Source organism: Pseudoalteromonas sp. APC 3495, assembly GCF_030407645.1.
Lineage (GTDB): Bacteria > Pseudomonadota > Gammaproteobacteria > Enterobacterales > Alteromonadaceae > Pseudoalteromonas > Pseudoalteromonas tetraodonis.
Genome location: NZ_JASDDA010000034.1, coordinates 19,295 through 43,864 on the forward strand (window position 1 = coordinate 19,295; position 24,570 = coordinate 43,864).

Sequence of the window (24,570 nt, forward strand, 5' to 3'; positions counted from 1 at the left end):
TTTTACGTTGCAACATCGTATAACTACGGTTAAAGCGATTATTGATAACGGGCAATTAATTGGCGCCCAAGGAATGGATGTATCATTAGGCGGGCTTACCGATATTATTGCCGATATTAAATTAGGCGAAACCGGTTATTTAATGTTGATTGAAGATAGTGGCAGTGTGCTGGTGGATGTTAAACACCCAGATTACCGATTTAAAAACTTAGCAGATCTTGAGGGGGGGAAAATACGCCGACTTAGCTAAAAATACCCAAGGGCTGTTTGATGTAGAGATAGATGGTAAACAATATATGGCTAATATTCATACCTCTGCTACCTTAGGCTGGAAGTTTATTGGGGTAGTAGAGAAAGCCGAAGTGATGAGCACGGCGAATACCATGGCTTATACCATATTGGTTATTAGTGCGATATTAATTGCTGTATTTGTTGCTATAGCGAGTTATATTTCTAAATTAATATCAGCCCCTATTGTTGAAGTGAGTGATGGCTTAACTGAAATATCGCAAGGTGGCGGTGATTTAACCCAACGCTTAACAATAAAAACCAAAGATGAAACCGCTAAACTGGCTAATAGCTTTAATTTATTTTTAAACTTGATCAGCGAGCTGGTAACTCAAATTAATGAGTGCGCGCAAAATGTAAGTAAAACCTCATCACAAACCTCATCGCAAGCGGCACAATTAACAAGCTCCACCAGCCAACAGCAACAAGCTTTAGAGATGGCAGCTACGGCTATTAATGAAATGGCTGCCACCGCGAACGAAGTGTCTAGCAGTTGTGCAAATGCAGCGGATTTGGCTGTTCAAACACAGCAAGCATCAGACTTGGGGCAATCGGTTATTACACAAACTGTGGAAAGTGTGGTTCAGCTATGTGAGGTAATAAACAATGCCTCAGCAGATATTACTCAGCTAGATACTGAAAGCGAAAACATTATGTCGATACTCAGTGTTATTCGCGGTATTTCAGAACAAACTAACTTATTGGCCTTAAATGCTGCAATAGAAGCTGCACGTGCTGGTGAGCACGGACGCGGCTTTGCTGTGGTGGCCGACGAAGTACGCGCGTTATCGCAACGAACCGCTGAGTCAACCGAAGAAGTGGCTTCACAGCTTGATAAACTACGCACTATGTCATCTAAAGTTTCTAAAGGTATGCAACGCAGTATAGAAACCACTAATAAAACCGTAGAGCTTGCGCATTCGGCGCAGCAATAATTTAGTGAGATCACGGCATCTATCGTTCATATTAGCGATTTAAATACCCAAATAGCCACCGCTGCTGAAGAGCAACAACATGTAGCTGAAGATATAAACCGCAATGTTACTGAAATTAAAAATGCGGCTGATGAGGTGAGTGATATTGCCGTGACCACCAGTGAAAACGGCAACGAAATGAATCGTCTTTCGTCAATTTTAACGGGGTTGGTGGGTAAATTTAAAGTGTAAGGGCAAGCAAATGCATGCCCTTTTTATCCCTGCTACTTATTTTTAAGTAGTTCTTTTAATTCTGCTAGTTGTGCTTTTAATTCGTTTACTTGGCCTTGGGTGGCAGGGAGTGAGTCTATATCGGCTTGCTCTTCTCGTGCATTGCGATGCTCTTCACTCATCACTTCTAAAATAGCGCCAACCATCATATTTAAAAACACAAATGCAGTTAAAAAGATAAAGGTTAGGTAAAAAATCCAACTTAATTTGTATACCGCCATGGTTTCGTACATCACGTCGGTCCAATCTTCGAAGGTGGCGATTCTAAACAAAGTAAGCATAGAAATAGAGACATCGCCCCACAGTACTGGGTTTATTTCAGCAAACAACATGCTACCTGTGGCAGCATAAATATAAAAAATCACAAACATTAGCAGCGCGATATAGCCCATTTGCGGGATGGCTTTTATTAGTGAGTTCACTAATAAGCGCAGCTCTGGGATCATAGACACTAAACGTAGTACGCGGAAAATGCGTAGTAGTCGAGCAATAAAAATAGTAGAGCCTGCCGCGGGGTATAAACTTCCGATCACGATAATGAAGTCAAATATGTTCCAACCTTTGGAGAAAAAGTCCTTGATACCTTTGCTGGCAATATAGCGAATAATCAGTTCAATTAAGAAAAACACCGTTATGCCTATATCCATCCAATGTAGAACGAGTTCGGCGGTTGGGTGCAATGAATAAGTATGTGCGCCCACGGTCAATGCAGAAACAACAATAACTGCAATAACAAATGATTGAAATAGTTTACTTTTATCGATACGCTGGAACAGCTCTTGTAACTGCGACAACATCATAACGTGCCCTTAACGGTTATAAATACAAAACCAGTGCAATATACAGCAAAAATAACGAAAATCAGTAGTTTTCCCGTTAAAATAGTAGGAATTTTGAATGTTAAATAATAAGTTAAAATATCTATTTTCGTTATCCGCATTATTGGTGTTAGCGGGATGTAGCAGCGATAGCCGCTACCATGAAATTCAATCAGCGCGGTTGGGTGAATGCAGCTACATGGCAGATAAGGAATACCATGAGTGTGTTAAACAACAGCAAGACAGTTACAAAGAATTTAAAGAACAACAAGCTCGCGAGCAGCAATAAACGATGACCAAAACCCAAAAGCAGCTAGATAAACGTATTCGTCAGCAATTAACGCTCGCTTGTGAGCAAATAAAAGATACTGTGGAGGACTTTAGCTTTCTTACCCATTCAGCAGACTTAAACAATTTACCTTCTAAGTTTAAAGTAAGTTGTTATTTTATCGATGATATTGCACTAGAGCAGGCTAAACAAAAAAATCAGTTTTATTACATTGAGCAGCTTATTTGTAATGCGTTAGCCAGCTTGAACATACATATTAAAGCCAATGCCATTTCATTTTCTAAGCAGCCATAATGTGTACGATGGGTTTTGTTTATTCTTCACATTAGCTTGAATTATGCTTTATAGGGCCTTTAAAAGCTTTAATATGGAGTGATTTTATTAAGCAGGCTATAATCCCCAAAAATAGCAAAAGAGATTATATATGGCTGTTCCAACACGTTCACAAATAACACCCGGCACTGAGGTTAATATTGTGCTTAAACAAGATCAACGCAGTGGTACTTTAACCAATGGTATTGTGTCGCGTTTATTAACTAAGTCACCTAATCATCCGCACGGTATTAAAGTACAGTTAGAAGATGGTCAAGTAGGTCGGGTAAAAGAGATCATTGCATGAGCGATTTAACCTTAACTGATTTTTGGCGATTGGTAACTGTAAACGACAGAACCGCAGAGCCTGAGTCTGTATGCCAATCCCTTAAGGCTGCATTGAGTGATTTATCCGACGAGCAGCTTATTGAATTTGATAAACAGTTTAGTATTTGTATGCGCCAAAGTTATACTTGGGATTTATTTGGTGCGGCGTTTGTAATAGCTGGTTGTAATGATGAATATGGTTTTTCTGAATTTCGTTGTTGGCTAATTTCTCGGGGTGAAGCGGTATTTAAAGCAGCGTTAGAAAACCCCGATAGCCTTGCACAGTGCACACCACTTTATTTTTTAAACGAGCAACCTTACCCGTATTTAGATGAGTATGACCTAATTGCAGGTTTGTTATATGAAGAACGTAATGACGATGAGTTACCCTTTATCCCCTCAGGGCTTGAACAACCTAAAGGTAAGCGCTTTAAAGACAAACCTAAGTTTTTAAAACAAAATTACCCGCAATTATTTGCTAAGTATTGGCAGTAATCGCTCACTTTTGACTATTAATGCATTACTTAGGGTTTATGAGTAATGCATTTTATGTTGCTTAGGTTTTGATACAGCTTGCGCTATCCTTCACATCTTTTATAGTAAATCTCTGTTATAGTTAGAAATAGCTAAGCATAGTCACAGTGCTTGATCATATTTGATACACGAGGATAGAGCCTATAATGAAATTTTTCACACTGGTTTTACTTACCATAAGCCTTTTTAGCTGCTATGCAGTAGCAGGCCCAAGTAATAAAACTCGCTTTATTCCGCTGTTACAAACTAAGCTGGGTAATTACGAAGTGACCTCAAGTAACTCTGGGTTATGTACTAATAGCCGATTACAATTTAATAACCCTGAAGATCCTGAGCAAGGTTTTAGCTTAGGCAAAGAGATTTTGTTTAACTCCTTACACAATGGTACTCGTACCATTGAAAAACCAAATTATTGTTTTATTACCAGCTCGCTAAAATATAAAACAGATGGCCTAGAAAATAGCTTACGCATGAGCCGCTGTGATAATCCTATCCATGAAGGAACGATTAAACAAAGCATTACTTTTTTAACCAGCAATACGCTTAAATACACATTGGACAATCCGAGTGTAGAATGTGAATTTATTAAAGTTGCCGACTAACACTGTATTTTTGGAATATCACGCCAACGAGTCGTGTATTGCGGCGATAAAAAAGCCCTGTTCATATGCCAATGATCATTTAATTGGCTGCTCGCCACGCTAAGCATTCCTTTACCGTATCTATGATTAATAGCATCTAAACAGCTCATTAACTGCGGGTTATCGGTTTGCTTATCAAATAAATGATGTTGTTGAAACTGCTGCGGGCTGAGCTCTAATGCGCCCACACCACATTTATAAAATCGAATTCCCGGTTGATATATTTGCTCAAAACTCTTTGATACCGCATTGGCCATAACGCGAGTATCGTTAGTAGGCGGATCAAATTGATGCATAACTGACTTTTTATAAAAGGCGTGTTCATGTGATGAGCTGGCAGCAAAAATATAAATACGATGAGTGAGCGACTGTTGCGCTCTTAATTTTTGTGCAACTACACTAGCATGATTTATTAATGCGGTTCTCACTGCATCGGGGTCGCAAAGGCGCTGGCCAAAACTACGCGTTGAAAAAATAGCTTGTTTGTCTTGGCGCACATCATCCCAGTTTAAACAGGTAATGCCATTGAGCTCCTTAATTGTACGCTCAAGCACTACGCTAAATTGACGACGAATTGTTCTTGGACTTTGCTCAGCCAGCTGCCATGCGGTATTAATATTCATTAGCGCCAGCTTCTTAGCTATACGTTTGCCCACCCCCCAAACATCTTGGCAGTGCATTTGCTGTAAAATAGCTTGTCGGCTTGCTTCATCATCAATCACGGCAACCCCATTAAAGCCAGTTAGCTTTTTAGCAGCATGATTCGCGGCTTTGGCTAAGGTTGGTGTTGGCCCAAAACCAACCCCAACAGGGAGTTTGGTTTCGCGCCATACTGTACGTCTAATTAGCTGACCGTAGTGGTGCCAATCGGTGATTAATGGCTGATAGCCTTTAAAGTGCAAAAACGATTCGTCAATACTGTAAATATGCTGGGTATCACAAAAGCGAGCAATAACGTTCATCATTCTATCGCTTAAATTAGCGTATAGTTCGTAGTTAGATGAGCGCACTACGACCTGATGTTTTGCTAGTAATTGCTTTACTTTAAAGTAGGGGCCAAATTTAGGAATATTAAGCTTACGGGCAATAGGGCATACCGCACATACGCAGCCATCGTTATTGGTAAGCACCACTACTGGTTTTGAACGAATTGCGGGGTCAAATACCTTTTCAGCACTGGCATAAAAAGCAACCGCATCAACTAAGGCATACATGAAAGTATCTCAGGGCTTTGCCGATGTAATCTAATTGAGCGAGTTACCACGCCTTCAAGCTGAAATTCATCAGATTCGGTTAATTGCACGGGTTTATAAGCAGCAGAAGCCGAGAGCAGCCGCGCATTGGTTTTATCTAGCAACTTACATACAAATAAACCATTTAAGTTCGCCACAATAACATCGCCATCTTTAGGAATCTCTGCACGGTCAACTAACAGTAAGTCGCCCTCAAAAATACCAATTTCTTGCATAGAACACCCTGAGGCAACGCCAATAAATGTAGCATCTGGGTGTTTTATTAATAGCTCGTCAAGTGATATCCCTAACTCACTATACTGCGCTGCAGGCGATTCAAACCCGCAAACACCGGCCTCTATATAAATGGGAATAACAAACATAACACAACCTAAAATGCATATACTGTATAAGTGTACAGTATATGCGTTTTGTATCAGTTATGCCAAGTAATGAATGGTAGATCAATCCATGTTTTTGATCATTTGTTGGGCAGTATGTAAAAAGTCATTGATTTGCTGTGGGTTTAAGTTTTTACACATTTGCGCATTTACATGCTGCTCAGCGTTTAATAATTTGTCGTAAAGCGTGCACCCTTGTGCGGTAAACGACAGAATAAAACAACGCTTGTCATGCTCACTGGCATTTTTATGAATTAAGTTTAGCGCGAGCAGTTCTTTCACTAACCGTGCTATTTGGGCTTTGTCGCGTTGGGTTTGATTTACAATATCGTTAGCAGTGCACTGAGGTGTCGCTGCAATAATATGCAGGCAACGCACATGCATCGCGTTTAACCCAAGCTCACCTGCATTAATGGCTTCGCGTATGGTAACGCGATAATTTTGCATTAAAGCAAATAATGTATTAGCCACTGATGAGTTCATAATAACTCCATTATAGTTGACAAAGTCAATTAAATCGTTATAGTTGATTTTATCAACCAATGGGGCGTTGTGCAATTCATCTTTTTTAATGAGGTAAATTTATATGGGTAAAAAAGTACGCAAAGCAACCGTATTAAGCACAAAGCAAATAACCCCACATCTACAACGCATTATTGTTGGCTCAGATGAGTTTAACGACCTGAGTGCCCAATACATTGGTAACTACGTTAAGGTGCTTATTCCACAAAATGGCCTCGTTGACTTTAATATTAAAACTACGTGTATGCGTTCATACACTATAAGACATGTTGATGAGCACACTGGTGCACTTACCCTCGACTTTGTGATAAATATGCACCAAGGTCCAGCCACTAATTGGGCTAAAGAAACAAAAGTAGGCGATGAAGTGGGTATAGCAGGGCCAGGCCCTAAAAAGTTGGATAACTATGATCATTCATATTATCTATTACTTGGCGATTTAACTTCGGTTAATGCAATTAAAGGCTACGTGCAACAATTGCCTATAAACGCAAAAATTGACGCGATTATTCATGCACCAACAAAAGATGATGTGATTAGCTTAGACTCCTCGCGTGATGTAACTTGGTTAATAACAAATAACCCCGATACAGATATGATAAACGCATTAAAATCGCTACCACTTAGTGAGCAACAACCTATTGTATTTATGGCACTTGAAGCCGGATTAGTCCGTAAAGCAAAAACCATATTAACTGATGAATTAGCTATACCGCGCAGTCAAATTGTTGCATCGGGCTATTGGAAAAAAGGGCTTGATTCAGAAGCTTATAAACTAAAGCGCCAACACGCTGCTGCTAAAAATAGCTAACTTAATTTTTGTTCAATCACATCGCTATTTAGCTTTTAAAAGGCAAGGCGCCTTGAATTGACTGTCATACACACCCATCTCTTAGCATAGACTCATTATTTATGGCTAGCGCTATAAATCGCTATTTAATTTGGAGGTACTACTTTGTTATCAACTATTCCTTTTTCGTTATTAGAACTGGCGCCTATGCCTAAAGGCGCCACTGTGAGTGACACCTTAAATAAAAGTACAGCCTATGCACAAAAAGCTGAGGAACTCGGTTTTAATCGTTTTTGGTTAGCCGAGCATCATAATATGCCTGGGATTGTTTGTGCGGCTACTTCAATTTTGGTGGGGCACATAGCCGGTCACACTAAAAAAATACGCGTAGGGTCGGGTGGAATTATGTTACCTAATCATGCTCCTTTAGTTGTTGCTGAGCAATTTGGCACCTTAGAAAGTTTATACCCAGGTCGAATTGATTTAGGGTTAGGGCGCGCTCCAGGTAGCGATCCTGTGACAAGTCGTGCATTAAATAACGATATCAGTCGTGCTGAAAACTTTCCTAATGAAGTGAGCGAGTTACAAACATTATTGGGCCCTTATGAGGGAACTAAGCGCGTGCGAGCAATACCTGGTGAAAACACCAATGTTCCCATTTGGCTTTTAGGTTCAAGTTTATTTAGTGCGCAGTTAGCTGCACAAAAAGGATTACCCTATGTATTTGCGGGGCACTTTGCACCGCGTTTTGTGCATGATGCAATAGCCTTGTATAAACGAGAATTTAAACCATCAAATGTATTAGCTAAGCCTTATGTCATGTTGGCATTACCTTTAGTGGCTGCAGATACAGATGAAGAAGCACAGTATTTATCAACTACATCCAAACAGCGAGTGTTATCGTTAATTAGAGGCGACGAGCTGTGGTTAAAACCCCCAGTAGAAACAATGGAAGGTTTGTGGAGCGAACAAGAGCGCGCTCATGTTGAGAGCTTTTTAGGGTTAAGTGTTACCGGTGGGCCAGCCAGTATTAAACACAAGTTAGAAATGATTGTAAATCAATTAGGGGTTGATGAGCTTATATTCACCAACGACTTATTTAATAATGAAAAACGCCATAAAGCGCTTGAAATTTTAATGCAAATAAAAAACGGTTAAGCAAGCGTACACTCTACGCTTGTTATGCTATTAAACAGATTAAAGTTAATTGAGTCGTGGCCATTTTGTATTATTTTAAAAAGTGGCAATGAAAAAGCTTGTTCTATTTTTTCAATAGAACAGATTTAAACAATCAATTTTAATTATGAATATTGAACGATTATTATAAGGGTATGCAACACAATTCAGCTAAATAAATAGGAAGGTAAAGCGTGAAATTTCAAAATAGTACGACACCCCATTCATGCAACAACTCAGTGCCGCCAAAAGTAGCGCTGATAGCAGAAGGTGGCGGACAACGAGGGATATTTACCGCGGGTGTACTCGATGCTTGGTTAGAGCAAGAGTATGATCCGTTTGACTTATTTATTGGCACATCTGCAGGCTCTCAAAACTTAACAAGCTATTTGGCACGTCAAAAAGGCTATGCTAAACGCTTGATCAGAGGACTTTCGCGTCATAAACGTTTTTTTCAATTAGGTCGCGGCTTAATGGGTAAACATATTGTTGACCTAGATTGGTACTTTGATAAAACTACCGAAGTTAACAGAGCGCTTGATTTTAAAACTGCTAAAGCCAGTTTAGGCGACCGTGAGCTATTAATTACTGCAACCAATGCCCGTGATCGCAAACCTTATTTTTTATCCCCAACAGGGGAAGGCCAACAATGGCGAGAGCTATTAAAAGCGTCAAGTGCACTGCCATTTTTATATAAGCAAGGTGTAAAATTGACGCCGTGGTTAAATGCATTAGCCGCAAATGAATTAGGTAAGACCGAGATACAGTCAGAGTCTGATTTTTACTTAGACGGTGGCCTTGCCGCACCGCTTCCTGTACGCGAAGCCTATAATCGTGGCGCACGCAAAATTGTGGTTATACGCACCGTTGATGAAGCCTTTCAGGCTCAATCAGCATGGATAAGTAAATTAAAATCATTTGTTGAAGTATCTGGCTATTGCCCAAAAACAATAGACTACTTATTACAACATGAGCAAGCCTACGAAGATGAGTTAGCATTTATTGCTAACCCACCAAAAGATGTAGAAATAATCCAAATTTTTGCAAATCAAAAGCTTTATAGTAAGTTATTAGGCAGCTCAAATGATGACTTACGATTTGACTATAAACTTGGTTTAGCAGCAGGCCATAACTACTTAAAAAACCATCACCCAGATCAGGATGATTATAAACACAGCTACATAGCGTAGCTGTTTGTTTATTATCAGCAAGATAATAAATCAGCATTTACTGTGTTCTCATGGCAGTCATTTAGCCGTGAGAAATATTCGGTTTTTTACCTCGAAAATAATGCGCTAACAGTTATTAAAGCACGCGACAAATTCCTTTCTAAAACATTCTTTTTACATCAGCAATTACACTGTAATATAAGTTAGCTTGTTGAGTGAATTTATATTCACCAATAAAGAAAAACAATTCACATCTAATTGGCTTTATTATAAAGTGGCTAAGTCTCTACTAAACTTAAACACTCACGTCGCTAAATTAATACCGTGGCAAATAATAATAAAAAGGAAGCCTGATGTTCGACACGCTGATCAAAAGTGTAAATAGCCTTTTATGGGGCGAAGGCCAAGTACTCATTTACATTTTACTTTTTGCTGGCATATGGTTTTCTGTCCGCTTAAAAGCTATTCAACTCGTTAAATTTACACATATGTTTAGCTTGCTAAAAGGCAGCAGTAAGTGTGATAAAAATAACATTAGCTCCTTTCAGGCGTTATGTACGGGGCTTTGTGCGCGTGTAGGTACTGGTAATTTAGCGGGAGTGGCTGTTGCTATATCACTTGGTGGAAGTGGCGCCATATTTTGGATGTGGGTGATTGCCATACTGGGTATGGCGACCGGTTTTGCAGAAAGCATTCTTGGGCAAATTTATAAAATTCGTGATAGTAATGGCGATTTTAGAGGTGGCCCTGCGTATTATATTCAACAAGGCTTAGGCAGCCGTGCGTTTGCTATTGTGTTTGCCGCCTGTTTATTTTTAGGTTACGGCTTTACCTTTAGCACCATGCAAACCAACACCATTACCGATGCGCTTAATTATGCCTTTGAAATTCCCACACACTATTCCGGCATCGTGATCACTTTGTTAGCCGGTTCAATTATTTTAGGTGGATTTAAAGCTATTGCCCGTTTTGCTGAGCGAGTAGTCCCTGTTATGGGCATCGTGTTTGTGCTTGTTGCTGTGGTAATTACACTGATTAACTTTACCCAAGTACCCAGTATGCTAAAAGATATATTTTTATCCGCGTTTGGCTTACAAGAAGCGGGAGCAGGCGCAATGGGGGCGGCGATTAAAAATGGTATTCAACGGGGCTTATATTCAAACGAAGCAGGCGCAGGTAGTGTGCCGCATGCATCGGCAAGTGCCAGCCCCATACCTAACCACCCGGTTACCCAAGGTTACATACAAATGCTAGGCGTGTTCTTCGACACCATTGTACTTTGTAGCTGTACCGCGGTTATTATTTTATTGGCCGATGTGAACATAAGCGGCGAAATGGAAGGCATTCGTTTAACCCAAACCGCTATGACCTCACATTTAGCACAAGGTGGCGTGTATTTTGTAGCCGCTGCCATTACTTTATTTGCTTTTACCTCGGTGGTTGCTAACTACGCCTACGCTGAAAGTAACCTGCACCTATTTAAGCTTGATAACAAAGTAGGGCGCGGTATTTATACTTTGCTTTATTTATCAATGATGTTGTGGGGCGCATCAGCCACCTTAAAACAAGTATGGGATTTAGCCGATATTGCCCTAGGGTTAATGACAGTGGTGAACGTAATCGCTATTATACTGTTAACACCGACTATTTTGTCTGTTACTAACGACTACCACGCACAAAGAGACAAAGGCATAGAGCCTGAGTTTAAGGTAAAAAACGTAAAAGTGCAGGGCAAATGTGAAGACGGAATTTGGGATTAAGATTAAAGTTTAAAATTTTATATTGCATAAGTATTCATTTTTAAGTTTGGCTTTAACAACATTAAACTGCGACTCTACAGGTAGTATTTTTAGATGATCGACATTTTTGCAGGTAAAACTGCAGCAAAAATAATAAACGAACAAGGGTTTAAACCCGAGCTTTTTACCTCGTTTTTAGGGGCAAGTGGTGGCCCTAAATGGTTTACCTTATTTGGCTTAGACAAATATATATTTGGCGAATTTTTTAAACATCGCACCCAACCGCTTAATTTAATTGGCTCATCGGCAGGGGCTTTTCGTTCTGCGTGTTTTGCACAAAACGATCCAGTTAAAGCCATTGAACGTTTAGCAAAATCGTATTCGCAAACCCGATATTCTAGTAATAAACCCACCCCAACTGAAATTACCACTAAAGCCCGCGCATTACTTGAAGATGTGTTTGGTGATAACGGTGTCACTGAAATTATAAATAATCCGGTATTTAAAGCGCATTTTATTGTCGCAAAATCTAACGGCTTTATTGCCAGTGAGCATAAATTAATACAGCTTTTAGGTTTATCAAAAAGTTATATGCTTAACCGCATTAATCGAAAATTATTAGGCTCGCAATATGAGCGTTTTATTTTTGGCGCGCCCAATAGTAATTTAAGTATTACCGACAGTTACAATTTTAAAACGCAAAACATAGTCCTTAGCCAAACTAATTTAAAAGATGCCTTATTGGCATCGGGCTCTATACCACTAGTAATGCAAGGCATAAAAAATATTGCTGGTTCGCCACCAGGAATTTACCGCGATGGCGGCATTATTGATTACCACTTTGATTTAAAAATTAATAACCCAGGCTTAATTTTGTATCCGCATTTTAATTCAGATCCAAAAGCAGGGTGGTTTGATAAAAATTTAAAACGAAAAGTCGCACCACAAAATTATGATAACGTTGTGATGATCACCCCATCAAAAGAATTTGTCGCGGGTTTACCTTACGGAAAAATCCCAGACAGAAACGACTTTACTGATCTTGATGCAGACACGCGTATTAAATATTGGAACACCGTTTTTAGTGAAACTGAGAAACTGGCTGAGGCGTTTGATAAAAAATTAAATGCTGAGAATTTTGATTTGAAGTTATATAACTAATTTAACTTTAAAAATTAAAATAACCATCTCAAGCGATATAAATAAAAGAGTGTAAGCCTTTATATTAAAGTGTTTAAGTTTTAAATATATTTAATAGCTAGCTTTTTAGGTCGGATAAATAAATATTCTAAGTTTTTTTGTACTTTAAATATTTTATACATATTTTCTGATATTCATTACACAATGAAAAGAGAATAATAAGCATTGAATAATAGATTTTATAAGCGTTAAATTATTTTAGCTGATAGCTGATAGCTGATAGCTGATAGCTGATAGCTGATAGCTGAAAACCCATAAATTACGTTATGTTAAATTGCGTAATTTAAATTAAAGTGGGCGTAATAATACAAACTAGCCCACTTATGAGAGGGTTTTGAGGTCTTAATTTAGCTCAGAATCGACCCAAAATTTAGTACCTTTTAAAACAGCTTGCAGTGCAAGGCCACTTTCGGTTAAAGAGTAAACAGTAACTTGGTCAGCAATAGCTTCGGCAACTAAAGCACCACCTTTATCTTGGTATTTTGCAGCAGCATCGGCATTACCACCGAACGCCCAACCATGTTTAATAAATCTATTTAACGCTGCTTGATCGTGAAAAACCATCACAATATTGAAATCTTTAACACCTAAACCTAAGCCTAAACCAGCTTCACCCATATTCATATAGGTAGATTTTCCGGTTAGGTTATTTTTTACTACACCGTACCCACCACCAAAACTGGCTAAAATAACGTTTACATTTGCATTATCAAATACAGCATAACCGGCAGAGTTTGCAATTTGAGTTTTAACATCTGGTTTTTTTTCGTATAGAGCAGTTAATGTATTCGATTTCATACTTTGTACTAAAGCACGTTTTTCTCCAGGGGAAGCACTGCCTGTAGTAGCGCAACCTGTTAATAAAACGCTAATAACGAACATGCTCAACAGAAGTAATTTTTTCATGATTTTTCCTTTAATAAGGTATATGGTTAATAAATCTGCGTTTAGCATAAATATCAAAAATTCATTATGTCCAATACTAGACAGTATCGGACTTTAAGGTTAACCTATAAGTCTATTATTTTCTTATATATTTTACTATTATGCTTGTTGCTCTGGTCGATACATTAAAACAATTACGTTATCAAATAGCTCATCTTGAAGATAATACACTCTCATCAGAATATCCAGAACTAGCCTCTTTTATACAGCAAGTCAGCTTGACTGTAACTGAATCAAAGGCTGATCTTAATTTTTTATACCAGTTTTTATATGTTTATGGCCGAAAATCTGAGGCAACCTATAGTCGTTTTCGTAATGAGTTGGAACGTTTTTATTTATGGTCATGGCTTATAGCTGAAAAATCTGTATTTGAACTTAAGCGTGAAGATATTGAAGCCTATGTTGATTTTATGGTTGAACCGGATAAAAAATGGGCATCTACATCTGTTCAATGGCGTTATAAAGATGAGCAAGGAATTCGTCGGTTAAATCAAAATTGGCGCCCTTTCATGTTAAAAGAATCTATTGCGAGTCAGCAAACATTATCGGCCATGTTTACTGCCCTCAATGTATTTTATAAATTCGCTATTTTAGAAGAAAAAACCTTTGCTAACTTTGTACCTGTTGTTAAAAAAAATAGTCCCTACTTGGTTGTGCAATCGCAAATACAAATCCCCGATACATTAAGTGATATTCAATGGGAATATGTATTTGGCGTTACCCGAGATATATGCGAAAAAAAACCAGAGTATGAAAGAAACTTATTTACCCTCGCCTGTTTAAAAGGACTCTACCTTCGTATTTCAGAATTATCAGAGCGACCACAATGGTCACCTGTTATGTCTCATTTTTGGCAAGATAATGATGGTTTTTGGTTTTTACGAATAATGGGCAAAGGAAATAAATTACGCGATGTAACATTAAGTGATGATTTTCTTGAGTATTTAAAACGTTATCGCTTGTATCGAGGCTTGCCTGCTCTGCCCCGCGTTGATGAGTCAGACCCGCTAGTTCATAAAATTCGTGGTCAGGGTGGAATGACCGTAAGACAAATTCGCAGATTGGTACAACAAAGTTTCGATATTGCGCAACAATCTTTACTTGATGATGGATTTAAAGATGACGCGGAACAATTAGAAGCGGCCACTGCGCATTGGTTACGCCATACGGGGGCAACGCATGACGCACAAACTCGCCCTTTAAAACATTTATCTGAAGACTTAGGCCATGCAAAAATTGCTACAACCGATCAAATTTATATTCAAACAAATATAAAAGAGCGGGCTAAATCTGGAATTAAAAGGAAAATTTAATGGAATACTTAGTGATCTCATTTATTGGCGTTTTATTTTTAGTTTATTCCTTAACATTTCGCCAACTAGAAAAAACCGAAGTAACGGGGCCAATGTTTTTTGTAATTGGTGGGATATTGCTTGCCACACTTTTACCTAACGAAAGTAGCAGAATAAAAACCGGCATAGATTTTTTACTGCCCTTTATAGAATTGACACTCAGTATATTTTTATTTTCTGATGCGGCTAAGTCAAAATTAAGTGTTTTAAGACATAGCTTTCAGTATCCGAGTTTACTGTTATTTATCGCCCTCCCCTTAACGTTATTACTTGGGATTGCCGTTGGGTTATTTTTGTTTGCCGATTTATCTGTTATTCAAGCGGCGTTACTTGCAATAATATTAACGCCTACCGATGCGGCGTTGAGTAAAGGGTTATTGGCAAGTGCGCAGGTACCTGAAAAAATTCGTGAAGGAATAAATACCGAAAGTGGTTTGAATGATGGTTTATGTGTTCCTATTTTTTTAATATTTATATTACTGGCAAAAAATCCTGAATCTGCAATTACAGCAACGCAAACGTTAAGTGTGTTTGGCAGAGAACTTGGTTTAGCCTTATTAATAGCCTTTACAAGTACCGCTATTTTTATTCCGTGTTTAAATTTTGCAATGAAGCGCCATTACTTTGCCCAAAACACGAGTCCTTTTTTACTATTGGGTTTTGCTATGACTGTATTTTCACTTACGCAATATTTTCATGGCAGTGGATTTATTGCCGTATTTGTAGCGGGGCTTTTATTTGATAAATACGCGAGTACTAAAATAAACAAAGAGCTGATTGAAGACTCAGAGCATATAGCTGACTTTTCCTCTTTAATGATTTGGTGTTTATTCGGTTTTGTTTGTGCTTATTTAGTGATCCCGAAATTAAATACTGAAATAGTAATTTACGCTTTACTCAGTACAACACTGATCAGAATAATACCGGTTATGCTGTCATTGCAATTTACAGCACTAACAATTAAAGAGCGTTTTACATTTGCTTGGTTTGGGCCAAGAGGATTGGCCTCAATTGTTTTTACCTTAATGGTAATAGACACACAAATAGAAAACAAATTTCAAATTGCGACCATTGCCATGACAACAATTTTATTTAGTGTGTTTATTCACGGTATTAGTACAAAACCTATAGCAGATAGTTTTGCTAAAAAAACTAAATAAATATAAGCAAAATAAAAAGGCGTACTTAATAATAAGTTACGCCTTTTTATTTTCAGCTTAATTAATTAAATTATTAACTAAGTACATTTGCCAGTAACTCTATCGGATGCTTGGGTTTAAACTTTTCATAACGTTTAACTTGGCTGCGACATGAGAATCCCGTTGATAAAAGTTGCTCAGGTTTATTTTTATCAACAATAGGTTTCCAACTCATTTCGTAAAGCGATCGAGAGTTATCTTGGTTTTGTGCTTCGTGGCCATACGTACCTGCCATTCCACAACAACCCGTATTTGTAGTATTTAATGTCAAACCAAGTTCATCAAAAATAGTTTTCCAAACACTTGCCGCTTTTGGTAAAGCGGTTGTTTCAGTGCAGTGGCTCAATAACGTAAATTCAGTATTTAAATTTTGTTTAGCCGTTAACTGTTTAAACGATTGTGTTTCTAGCCATTCATGGGCAAGTAGCACATGAAAATCACCACGGTTATTTTCTAAAATTGTATTATATTCATCGCGATAACACATCACTAAAGACGCATCTAAACCTACTAATGGCGCATTGATCTCGTTAAGTTGATTTAGAAATTCTGCAGCATTTTTAGCTGTCACTTTAAACTCATGTAAAAAACCTTTCACATGTTGAGGCTTACCATTGGGTTTAAATGGTAACAACATGGGTTTTTTTCCAAGCTGTGTGATCAGTGTAATAAAGCTCTCAACCAATTCGGCTTCGTAAAAGCTGGTAAATGGGTCTTGAACAATAAGTACATACTCATTTTGCTCATCGGCGCTTAATTTTTTAAGTAAATTTAAATCAAATTTTTGCGCTTTGTTTATACGTTTACCGAGTGCTGGAATACTTAGCTGCGGGGTATCAACATAACCGACCGTTTTTTTAATGATGCTACTAACCAATGATGTTTTTACAATTGGGTTAATAATCCGAGCAAATTTTGACATTAACGGTGCGCTATTTTCGATATTACCCACTAAATAATCTTTAAGTGGGCGCGCATAATAACTATGGTAATAATTTAAAAAACGAGCTCGAAAAGTTGGTACATCTACCTTTATTGGGCAAGCGGTAGTACACGCTTTACATGCTAAACACTCGTCCATTGATGCTTTTACTTCGTGAGAAAAATCGTAAACGCCTTTATTTTTTTCACGGCTATGAACAAAACGCTCCCACCAAGTGATCACTTCACCTTTGTTTAGCTCTTTCTCTACTTCAAGCAAATTAACATCTTTTGACTCTTGAAGTCGTAACCATTCACGCATTAAACCCGCGCGACCTTTAGGTGAATTACGGCGATCGCCGGTCACTTTATAAGATGGGCACATTGGCGAGTTTTCATCATAATTAAAACACAAGCCGTTACCATTACAGGTCATTGCATTGTTAAAACTGGTTTTAACATCAATAGAAATTTGCTTATCGAAGTAAGAACGTTTCTGCCCATCAACACTAACTAGTGAGTCTTTACTTTCAATTGGCGTACATATTTTACCGGGGTTTATTTTATTATTAGGATCAAAAGCTGACTTTATTTTTCGTAATTGAGTAAATAAATGCTCACCAAAAAATTCAGGGCCGTATTCACTTCGGTATCCTTTGCCATGCTCGCCCCACATTAATCCACCGTATTTAGCGGTGAGTTTTACTACCTCATCTGAAATTGTACGGAGTAATTTTTCTTGTTCTGGGTCGCACATATCCAGTGCAGGTCTAACATGTAATACACCGGCATCAACATGGCCAAACATACCATATTGTAAATTATGACTATCAAGTAGCGCTCTAAATTCGACAATGTAATCGGCTAAATTTTCAGGCGGTACGGCAGTATCCTCTGCAAACGCGAGGGGCTTTTGGCTTCCTTTTACATTACCTAATAAACCCACTGATTTTTTACGCATTGCATAAATTTTTAGTATATCGCTTTTATCGCTTGTTAACTGATAGCCAATAACCCCATTAGTTTGGTTTTCAACACACTCATCTAATAATTTACATAAAGTGTCTACTTTGTCTTTTATATCTTGTGGTGATACAGCATTAAACTCAACCATGTTGAGTCCTTGCATATCTTTATTTGGTACATCGGTTATTAAGTCCGATACTGAATGCCAAATAATGTCTTCGCGCGCGAGATTTAATACTTTGCTGTCAACGGTTTCAACCGAGGTAGCACGGGCATCAACCAAAAATGGTGAATGGCGAAGTGCAGAATCAAAACTGTCATATTTTATATTTATGAGTGTTTTAAATTCAGCAATGGGTGTTAGATTTAATTTCGCCTCAGTAACTATACCTAATGAGCCTTCAGAGCCTGTAATTAGTCGACTCATATCAAAAGTTTGTAAGTCTTCACTTAGTACATGCTCTAGGTCATACCCAGTTAAGAAGCGATTTAATCGTGGGAATTTGGCTAATATAGCGTCGCGTTCACTAATTGAAATATCTAAAACTGTTTTGTATATTTGCCCAATTAATGTGTCTTGATCGGCAATTATTTTTGCTTTTTCTATGTCTATTGGGCTGGTAGACATTGCTGTGCCGTCGACTAAATACGTGGTTAGCCCTAAAACATGGTCGCTGGTTTTGCCATAAACTAATGAACCTTGGCCAGATGCATCTGTACTGATCATGCCGCCAATGGTGGCGCGGTTACTGGTAGATAAATCGGGTGAAAAGAAAAATCCATACGGTTTTAAAAAGTCGTTAAGTTGATCTTTTATCACGCCCGTTTGAACTCGTACCCAACCTTCTTCTACATTTATTTCGAGGATTTCACGCATGTAACGTGATAAATCAACCACAATACCTGGGGTTAAAGACTGTCCGTTAGTGCCTGTGCCGCCACCGCGAGGACCAAAAGTTAACGACAAAAACGGGTCATGAGATGCAGTTTGTAAGGCAATTTGAATGTCTTTTTCGTTTTTTGGAAAAATAACACCTTGTGGAAGCTGCTGGTAAATACTGTTATCGGTTGATGCAGTCAGCCTCGTTGCATAACTGGCGTCTGTATCTCCAGTAAATCCTTGATTTTGTATGGTATTTAAGTAATTTGCAACCAATTCGGTCGCGGCATCTTGTTGTGTAATCGTTGCTATCATGGCGGCGCTTTTTAATGCATTTGTGTAATTATATCATGGTGATGGCTAATAGAAATTGAAGATTTTACAGTTTGTAACACTCTTTTAATCGTAATATGAGCAGCTCTAATTATAATCAAATTAAACGCCTACTATGAGGTTTATATGAAAAAACTACTTATACAGATCAGCGGGACACTGTTTATTTTATTAGGACTACTATTTGCCGTAGTACCTGGGCCTTCGTTAATATTTTTTATTGCAGGTTTACTGTGCTTTTCTATGTATTACCCAAAAGCGAGAGGTTATTTAGCTTGGTGTCAAAAAGCGCTTACTCGTTTATGTGCCTATTTAGATAAAAAATTAGCAAAACACACATTTTAAGCCATAAAAAATGCCAGCAGATGCTGGCATTTTTTTAACAAGGTAATTTATTTAGCGAGTTTATCAGCTAAATATAACCATGTTTCTAGTACTGTATCTGGGTTAAGCGAGACAGAATCAATGCCTTGCTCTACTAACCATGCAGCAAAATCTTCATGATCTGAAGGACCTTGACCACAAATACCTACGTACTTACCTTTTTCTTTTGCTGTTTTAATAGCCATAGAAAGAAGCTTTTTGATTGCAGGGTCGCGCTCATCAAATAAGTGCGCAATTAAACCTGAATCACGGTCAAGACCAAGCGTTAACTGAGTTAAATCGTTAGAGCCGATAGAGAAACCATCGAAGTATTCTAAAAATTCTTCAGCCATTAATGCATTTGACGGAAGTTCACACATCATAATTACTTTAAGACCATTTTCGCCACGTTTAAGGCCATGCTCTTCAAGTAATTCAATAACGCGTTTACCTTCTTCAAGGGTACGTACGAATGGGATCATGATTTCAATGTTAGTCATATCCATAGTATTTCTAACGCGTTTTATTGCTTCACACTCAAGGGCAAAACAATCACGGAAATCTTCAGAAATATAACGCGCAGCACCACGGAAACCAATCATTGGGTTTTCTTCTTCTGGCTCGTATTGCTGGCCGCCCACTAAGTTTGCGTATTCGTTTGATTTAAAATCAGACATACGCACAATTACACGCTCTGGAGCAAACGCACAACCTAGGGTAGAAATACCTTCAACAAGTTTGCCAATATAGAATTCAACAGGTGATTCGTAACCGGCAATCATGTCAGTAATTTCTGCTTTTAATGCATCAGTTTGTGCATCAAAATTTAATAACGCTTTAGGATGAACACCAATCATACGGTTGATGATAAATTCAACGCGCGCAAGGCCAACACCTGAATGTGGTAAACGAGCAAAATCGAATGCGCGATCTGGGTTACCTACGTTCATCATTACTTTCATTGGCAGTTCAGGCATTTCGTCTACGCGTGAAGTTAACACTTCAAAGTCTAAAATACCTTCGTAGATGAAACCTGTATCGCCTTCGGCACATGATACAGTAACTTCTTGACCTGCTTTAATTAAGTCTGTTGCATTACCACAACCAACAACGGCTGGAATACCTAACTCACGTGCAATAATCGCAGCATGACAAGTACGGCCACCACGATTTGTAACAATCGCAGCCGCACGCTTCATGATAGGTTCCCAATCTGGGTCGGTCATATCGGTAACTAAAATGTCACCTACTTGTACTTGGTCCATCTCTTTGATTGAATCAAGTACACGCACAACACCACTACCAATTTTATGACCAATTGCACGGCCTTCAACAACAACATTGCTGCTGCCATTCAGTTGGAAGCGTTCCATTACGTTAGTGTCTTCGTTTGAACGAACTGTTTCTGGACGCGCCTGAACTATATATAGTTTGCCATCGTTACCATCTTTTGCCCATTCGATGTCCATTGGACGACCGTAATGTTTTTCAATGATTACAGCTTGTTTGGCAAGGTTTTGCACTTCTTCATCTGTAATCGAGAATTTGTTTGAAAGCGCTGGATCTACGTCAACAATTTCTACTTGTTTGCCGTGAGCTTTGTCTTGTGAGTAAATCATTTGAATGGCTTTAGAGCCAATATTACGACGAACTACTGATGGCTTGTTTTTAAGCAGCGTTGGTTTATGAACATAAAATTCATCAGGGTTTACAGCACCCTGTACAACCATTTCACCCAAACCATAGCTTGATGTAATAAATACAACATCTTCAAAACCAGATTCAGTATCAATACTAAACATAACGCCTGATGCTGATTTATCTGAGCGAACCATGCGTTGAATACCTGCTGATAAGGCAACACCACGGTGATCGTAGCCTTGGTGAACACGATAAGAAATTGCACGGTCGTTAAATAACGAAGCGAAAACGTGTTTGATGGCTGTCATTACAGAATCAATACCAACAACGTTTAAAAACGTTTCTTGTTGGCCTGCAAAAGAGGCATCTGGCATATCTTCAGCGGTTGCTGATGAACGAACAGCGAATGAAACATCTGCAGTTGTGTCGCCATGTAGCTGGCTGTATGCGTCGCGGATTGCTTTGTCTAGACTAGGTTGGAATGGGGTATCGATAATCCACTGGCGGATATCGGCGCCGACTTTGGCGAGTGTGTTTACATCATCAACATCGAGTGTATCTAAAATGTCATGAATTTTTGCGTTGAGTCCTGATTGTTCTAGAAACTCGTTAAAAGCGTCTGAGGTAGTAGCAAAACCACCTGGGACTTGCACACCTGCGTTAGCTAAGTTTGAAATCATTTCACCAAGTGAGGCATTTTTACCGCCAACTCGAGGAACATCTTGCATACCAAGCTCTTGATACCAGAGAACGTATTCTTGCACGGATCTTTCTCCAAAAAACAAATTGTAGTAGTAACTGTGAGAGTTAAGAAAGAAAACCTTTTATAAAGGTCGCCACCATTCTACACTGGCAAACGTCCCCACGTAAACCGTGATACACTGATTTTAAAATTAAATGTAATAAAAAAGAGGCTTTATGAGAACTGCGTTTTATATTTCAGATGGCACAGCAATCACATCTGAAGTGTTTGGTCATGCGACTTTATCTTTATTCCCTGTCGAATTTAATCATAAAACAATCCCTTTTGTAGAAACTGAAGAAAAAGCACATGAAATAAAAGCGCTTATTAACGCCACGTCATCTAAGCAAGGTGAAAAGCCTTTGGTGTTTTTTACTTTTGTGAATCATAAGCTGTCTGAGATTATTCGCTCAGCGGATGCAGTTTCATACGATTTTTTAAGTACCTATAGTGAAAAAATTGAAAAAGAATTAAATGTAGCGCCAGTACCAAAAGTACACAGAACACACTCTATTCATGAAAAAAGTTATGATTTTAGAATTGATGCCGTTAATTACGCGTTGATGAATGATGATGGTGGCAACATTAAAAACTTTGCGGAGGCTGATATTATTTTAGTTGGCGTTAGTCGAAGTGGTAAAACACCCACCAGTCTTTATTTAGCTTTGCAGTATGGCATTAAAGCAGCCAATTACCCGATCACCGAAGACGACTTAGAAAGCGAAGGTTTACCAAAATGCTTAGTGCCTTATAAGCATAAACTGTTTGGCTTAACTATTGATCCAGAGCGTTTGGCTGCAATAAGAGACAGGCGCATGGCAAATTCAAAATACGCATCAATCAGGCAGTGTCGTATTGAAGTGCGCGAAGTTGAAATGCTGTATAAAAAACATAAAATTGCACATTTAAATTCAACTCACCATTCAGTTGAAGAAATTTCAGCAAAAATCATTTCTGATACAGGCCTTGAGCGTCGTAAGTATTAACAAACTAATGTGTGATTTAAGCGCGTAATCACAGTTAATACACAAAAAAGCCGCTAAATAAAAGCGGCTTTTGGTATTTATGAGCGGGTATTATTTACGCGCATCTTTTAGTAAATCAGCTACTAAAAATCCAAGCTCTAATACTTGATCAGCATTTAAGCGTGGGTCACATTGTGTTTTGTAGCGCTGAGCAAGGTCATCGTCAGATAAACCGTATGCACCGCCAGTACACTCTGTTACATGTTGGCCGGTCATTTCTAAATGAACACCGCCTGCGTAAGAACCCTCTGCTTTATGAACAGCAAAGAATTGGCTAATTTCGCGCATGATATTATCAAAGCTACGCGTTTTGTAACCTGAGCTGGCTTTTTCAGTATTGCCATGCATTGGATCTGAGCTCCAAATTACTTTGCGACCTTCTTGCTGTACTTTACGCACCAGCGCAGGTAACTTCTCTGGTAATACATCCGCACCCATGCGCGTGATAAGTGTTAATCGGCCTGGGATATTATCCGGGTTAAGCGCATCGATTAAACGGATAAGCTCGTCTGGATCCATACCTGGTCCAATTTTAACGCCAATTGGGTTTTTAATACCTTTAAAAAATTCAATATGGGCATGGTCTAGCTGGCGAGTACGTTCACCAATCCAAACAAAGTGTGCTGAACAATCGTACCAGTCACCTGATAAATGGTCTCTACGTGTTAATGCTTCTTCGTAGCCTAGTAATAACGCTTCGTGTGACGTGTATAAATCAGTTTCTTTTAAGCTTGGCGCTATAGTTGAATTAATACCACACACTTCCATAAATTCTAACGCGTCTTGAATTTTGTCTGCAAGTTGTTGGTATTTTGCTTTTTGTGGATTAGCAGCAACAAAGCCCATGTTCCAACGGTTAACTTGATGTAAGTCGGCAAGTCCACCTTGTGCAAAAGCGCGTAGCAAATTTAGCGTTGCCGCACTGTGATGATATGCAGTCATTAAACGTTGAGGGTCTGGAATACGTGCTTCTTCAGTAAACTCAAAGTTATTTACTATATCACCACGGTAAGATGGCAACGAAACGCCGTCTATTGTTTCTAAGTCGGCTGAACGTGGCTTAGCGTATTGACCTGCCATACGTGCAATTTTAACAACCGGGCACTTTCCACCATAGGTTAATACTACAGCCATTTGTAAGATGGTTTTAAATGTATCGCGAATATTAGCGGCATTAAAGTCGCTAAACGATTCTGCACAATCTCCACCTTGAAGTAAAAAGGCACGGCCTTCGCATACGTCTTCAAGTTGTTTAAATAAACTTCTTGTTTCTTCGGCAAATACTAAAGGCGGTGCACTTTTCAACTGGCTTTCTACCGACTTTAATACGTCTTGATCTGGGTACTGTGGTTGCTGCAGTATTGGCAGTTCTCTCCAGCTATTTGGGTTCCACGATTGCATGTTCATTCCTCATTCCTATTACCTGATGTAATGAAATTAACGTATGCAGTGTGCTTTGTTCAAGGACTAAATACACTATTTACCAATTATTTAGTTATTAGTTAAATTTTAATAAGATTTAAGAGCCTATTTTGAGTTACTTTCGATGAGCAAGTTTAT

Annotated in this window: 24 protein-coding genes; 16 read left to right on the plus strand and 8 right to left on the minus strand. The window is 38.6% G+C overall.

Going from position 1 to position 24,570, the window contains the following annotated elements:
* Positions 1-7 precede the first annotated feature (7 nt).
* Positions 8-250, plus strand: a complete 243-nt coding sequence (locus tag QL984_RS13465) for a hypothetical protein (protein ID WP_236613543.1) — start codon at positions 8-10, stop codon at positions 248-250.
* A complete protein-coding gene (locus QL984_RS13470) occupies positions 219-1,223 on the plus strand; it encodes a methyl-accepting chemotaxis protein (protein ID WP_244152589.1) in 1,005 nt (334 codons plus the stop codon). Before QL984_RS13465 ends, QL984_RS13470 begins: the two co-directional genes overlap by 32 nt.
* A 263-nt stretch (positions 1,224-1,486) precedes the next feature.
* Here the strand turns inward: QL984_RS13470 and QL984_RS13475 are convergent, their stop codons facing one another.
* Entirely contained in the window at positions 1,487-2,290 is an 804-nt protein-coding gene (locus QL984_RS13475) for an ion transporter (protein ID WP_171046529.1), read from the minus strand.
* A gap of 100 nt (positions 2,291-2,390) precedes the next feature.
* Between QL984_RS13475 and QL984_RS13480 the strand changes: the two genes are divergently transcribed.
* The 5 genes from QL984_RS13480 (at position 2,391) to QL984_RS13500 (ending at position 4,375) form a co-directional block, all read left to right on the plus strand.
* Positions 2,391-2,600, plus strand: a complete 210-nt coding sequence (locus tag QL984_RS13480; RefSeq protein WP_013463335.1) for a hypothetical protein — start codon at positions 2,391-2,393, stop codon at positions 2,598-2,600.
* Positions 2,601-2,603: 3 nt separating this feature from the next.
* The gene (locus tag QL984_RS13485) at positions 2,604-2,894 is read left to right on the plus strand and encodes a hypothetical protein (RefSeq protein WP_033103166.1); all 291 of its coding nucleotides are present in this window, start codon (positions 2,604-2,606) and stop codon (positions 2,892-2,894) included.
* A gap of 130 nt (positions 2,895-3,024) precedes the next feature.
* Positions 3,025-3,219 carry a YwbE family protein gene (locus QL984_RS13490; RefSeq protein WP_008468098.1) on the plus strand — a complete coding sequence of 65 codons (195 nt, stop codon included), beginning with the start codon at positions 3,025-3,027 and terminating at the stop codon, positions 3,217-3,219.
* Complete coding sequence (locus QL984_RS13495) at positions 3,216-3,734, plus strand: DUF4240 domain-containing protein (RefSeq protein ID WP_013463337.1); 519 nt, start codon at positions 3,216-3,218, stop codon at positions 3,732-3,734. Before QL984_RS13490 ends, QL984_RS13495 begins: the two co-directional genes overlap by 4 nt.
* Positions 3,735-3,919: 185 nt before the next feature.
* Positions 3,920-4,375, plus strand: a complete 456-nt coding sequence (locus tag QL984_RS13500) for a hypothetical protein (protein WP_008468096.1) — start codon at positions 3,920-3,922, stop codon at positions 4,373-4,375.
* Here QL984_RS13500 and QL984_RS13505 read toward each other — a convergent pair.
* The 3 genes from QL984_RS13505 to QL984_RS13515 form a co-directional block, all read right to left on the minus strand.
* The gene (locus QL984_RS13505) at positions 4,372-5,628 is read right to left on the minus strand and encodes a Y-family DNA polymerase (RefSeq protein WP_128583731.1); all 1,257 of its coding nucleotides are present in this window, start codon (positions 5,626-5,628) and stop codon (positions 4,372-4,374) included. The two genes, QL984_RS13500 and QL984_RS13505, sit on opposite strands and share 4 nt — an antisense overlap.
* A complete protein-coding gene (gene umuD, locus QL984_RS13510; RefSeq protein ID WP_010388819.1) occupies positions 5,616-6,029 on the minus strand; it encodes a translesion error-prone DNA polymerase V autoproteolytic subunit in 414 nt (137 codons plus the stop codon). The genes QL984_RS13505 and umuD overlap by 13 nt, the downstream gene beginning before the upstream one ends.
* Positions 6,030-6,110: 81 nt before the next feature.
* Positions 6,111-6,530, minus strand: coding sequence for a MarR family winged helix-turn-helix transcriptional regulator (locus QL984_RS13515; protein WP_128583732.1), 420 nt, complete (start codon positions 6,528-6,530; stop codon positions 6,111-6,113).
* Positions 6,531-6,633: 103 nt separating this feature from the next.
* Here QL984_RS13515 and QL984_RS13520 point away from each other — a divergent pair, with 103 nt between their 5' ends.
* From QL984_RS13520 to QL984_RS13540, 5 genes are all read left to right on the plus strand, one after another.
* On the plus strand, positions 6,634-7,380 hold the full coding sequence (locus tag QL984_RS13520) for a siderophore-interacting protein (protein ID WP_128583733.1): 747 nt from the start codon (positions 6,634-6,636) through the stop codon (positions 7,378-7,380).
* A 144-nt stretch (positions 7,381-7,524) separates the two neighbouring features.
* A complete protein-coding gene (locus QL984_RS13525) occupies positions 7,525-8,517 on the plus strand; it encodes an LLM class flavin-dependent oxidoreductase (protein ID WP_128583734.1) in 993 nt (330 codons plus the stop codon).
* A 212-nt stretch (positions 8,518-8,729) separates the two neighbouring features.
* Positions 8,730-9,725, plus strand: coding sequence for a patatin family protein (locus QL984_RS13530; RefSeq protein ID WP_128583735.1), 996 nt, complete (start codon positions 8,730-8,732; stop codon positions 9,723-9,725).
* Between the two features lie 332 nt (positions 9,726-10,057).
* Positions 10,058-11,464, plus strand: coding sequence for an alanine/glycine:cation symporter family protein (locus QL984_RS13535; protein WP_128583736.1), 1,407 nt, complete (start codon positions 10,058-10,060; stop codon positions 11,462-11,464).
* Positions 11,465-11,557: 93 nt separating this feature from the next.
* Positions 11,558-12,604: a patatin-like phospholipase family protein gene (locus QL984_RS13540; protein WP_024601002.1), complete on the plus strand. Its 1,047-nt coding sequence runs from the start codon at positions 11,558-11,560 to the stop codon at positions 12,602-12,604.
* Between the two features lie 381 nt (positions 12,605-12,985).
* Here the strand turns inward: QL984_RS13540 and QL984_RS13545 are convergent, their stop codons facing one another.
* The gene (locus tag QL984_RS13545) at positions 12,986-13,549 is read right to left on the minus strand and encodes a YSC84-related protein (RefSeq protein ID WP_024602477.1); all 564 of its coding nucleotides are present in this window, start codon (positions 13,547-13,549) and stop codon (positions 12,986-12,988) included.
* Positions 13,550-13,689: 140 nt separating this feature from the next.
* Between QL984_RS13545 and QL984_RS13550 the strand changes: the two genes are divergently transcribed.
* Both QL984_RS13550 and QL984_RS13555 read left to right on the plus strand, forming a co-directional pair.
* Entirely contained in the window at positions 13,690-14,901 is a 1,212-nt protein-coding gene (locus QL984_RS13550) for a tyrosine-type recombinase/integrase (RefSeq protein ID WP_024602476.1), read from the plus strand.
* Entirely contained in the window at positions 14,901-16,100 is a 1,200-nt protein-coding gene (locus tag QL984_RS13555; RefSeq protein ID WP_024602475.1) for a cation:proton antiporter, read from the plus strand. The genes QL984_RS13550 and QL984_RS13555 overlap by 1 nt, the downstream gene beginning before the upstream one ends.
* A gap of 73 nt (positions 16,101-16,173) precedes the next feature.
* Here QL984_RS13555 and QL984_RS13560 read toward each other — a convergent pair whose 3' ends face one another.
* On the minus strand, positions 16,174-19,221 hold the full coding sequence (locus QL984_RS13560) for an FAD-binding and (Fe-S)-binding domain-containing protein (protein ID WP_128583463.1): 3,048 nt from the start codon (positions 19,219-19,221) through the stop codon (positions 16,174-16,176).
* A gap of 144 nt (positions 19,222-19,365) precedes the next feature.
* Here QL984_RS13560 and QL984_RS13565 point away from each other — a divergent pair, with 144 nt between their 5' ends.
* On the plus strand, positions 19,366-19,584 hold the full coding sequence (locus QL984_RS13565; protein WP_024602473.1) for a PGPGW domain-containing protein: 219 nt from the start codon (positions 19,366-19,368) through the stop codon (positions 19,582-19,584).
* Between the two features lie 47 nt (positions 19,585-19,631).
* Here QL984_RS13565 and ppsA read toward each other — a convergent pair whose 3' ends face one another.
* Positions 19,632-22,007: a phosphoenolpyruvate synthase gene (gene ppsA / locus QL984_RS13570; protein WP_016898933.1), complete on the minus strand. Its 2,376-nt coding sequence runs from the start codon at positions 22,005-22,007 to the stop codon at positions 19,632-19,634.
* Between the two features lie 154 nt (positions 22,008-22,161).
* Here ppsA and QL984_RS13575 point away from each other — a divergent pair, with 154 nt between their 5' ends.
* Complete coding sequence (locus tag QL984_RS13575) at positions 22,162-22,971, plus strand: pyruvate, water dikinase regulatory protein (protein ID WP_008464475.1); 810 nt, start codon at positions 22,162-22,164, stop codon at positions 22,969-22,971.
* Positions 22,972-23,061: 90 nt separating this feature from the next.
* Here QL984_RS13575 and QL984_RS13580 read toward each other — a convergent pair whose 3' ends face one another.
* Positions 23,062-24,411: a class II 3-deoxy-7-phosphoheptulonate synthase gene (locus tag QL984_RS13580; RefSeq protein ID WP_171046547.1), complete on the minus strand. Its 1,350-nt coding sequence runs from the start codon at positions 24,409-24,411 to the stop codon at positions 23,062-23,064.
* Positions 24,412-24,570 lie beyond the last annotated feature (159 nt).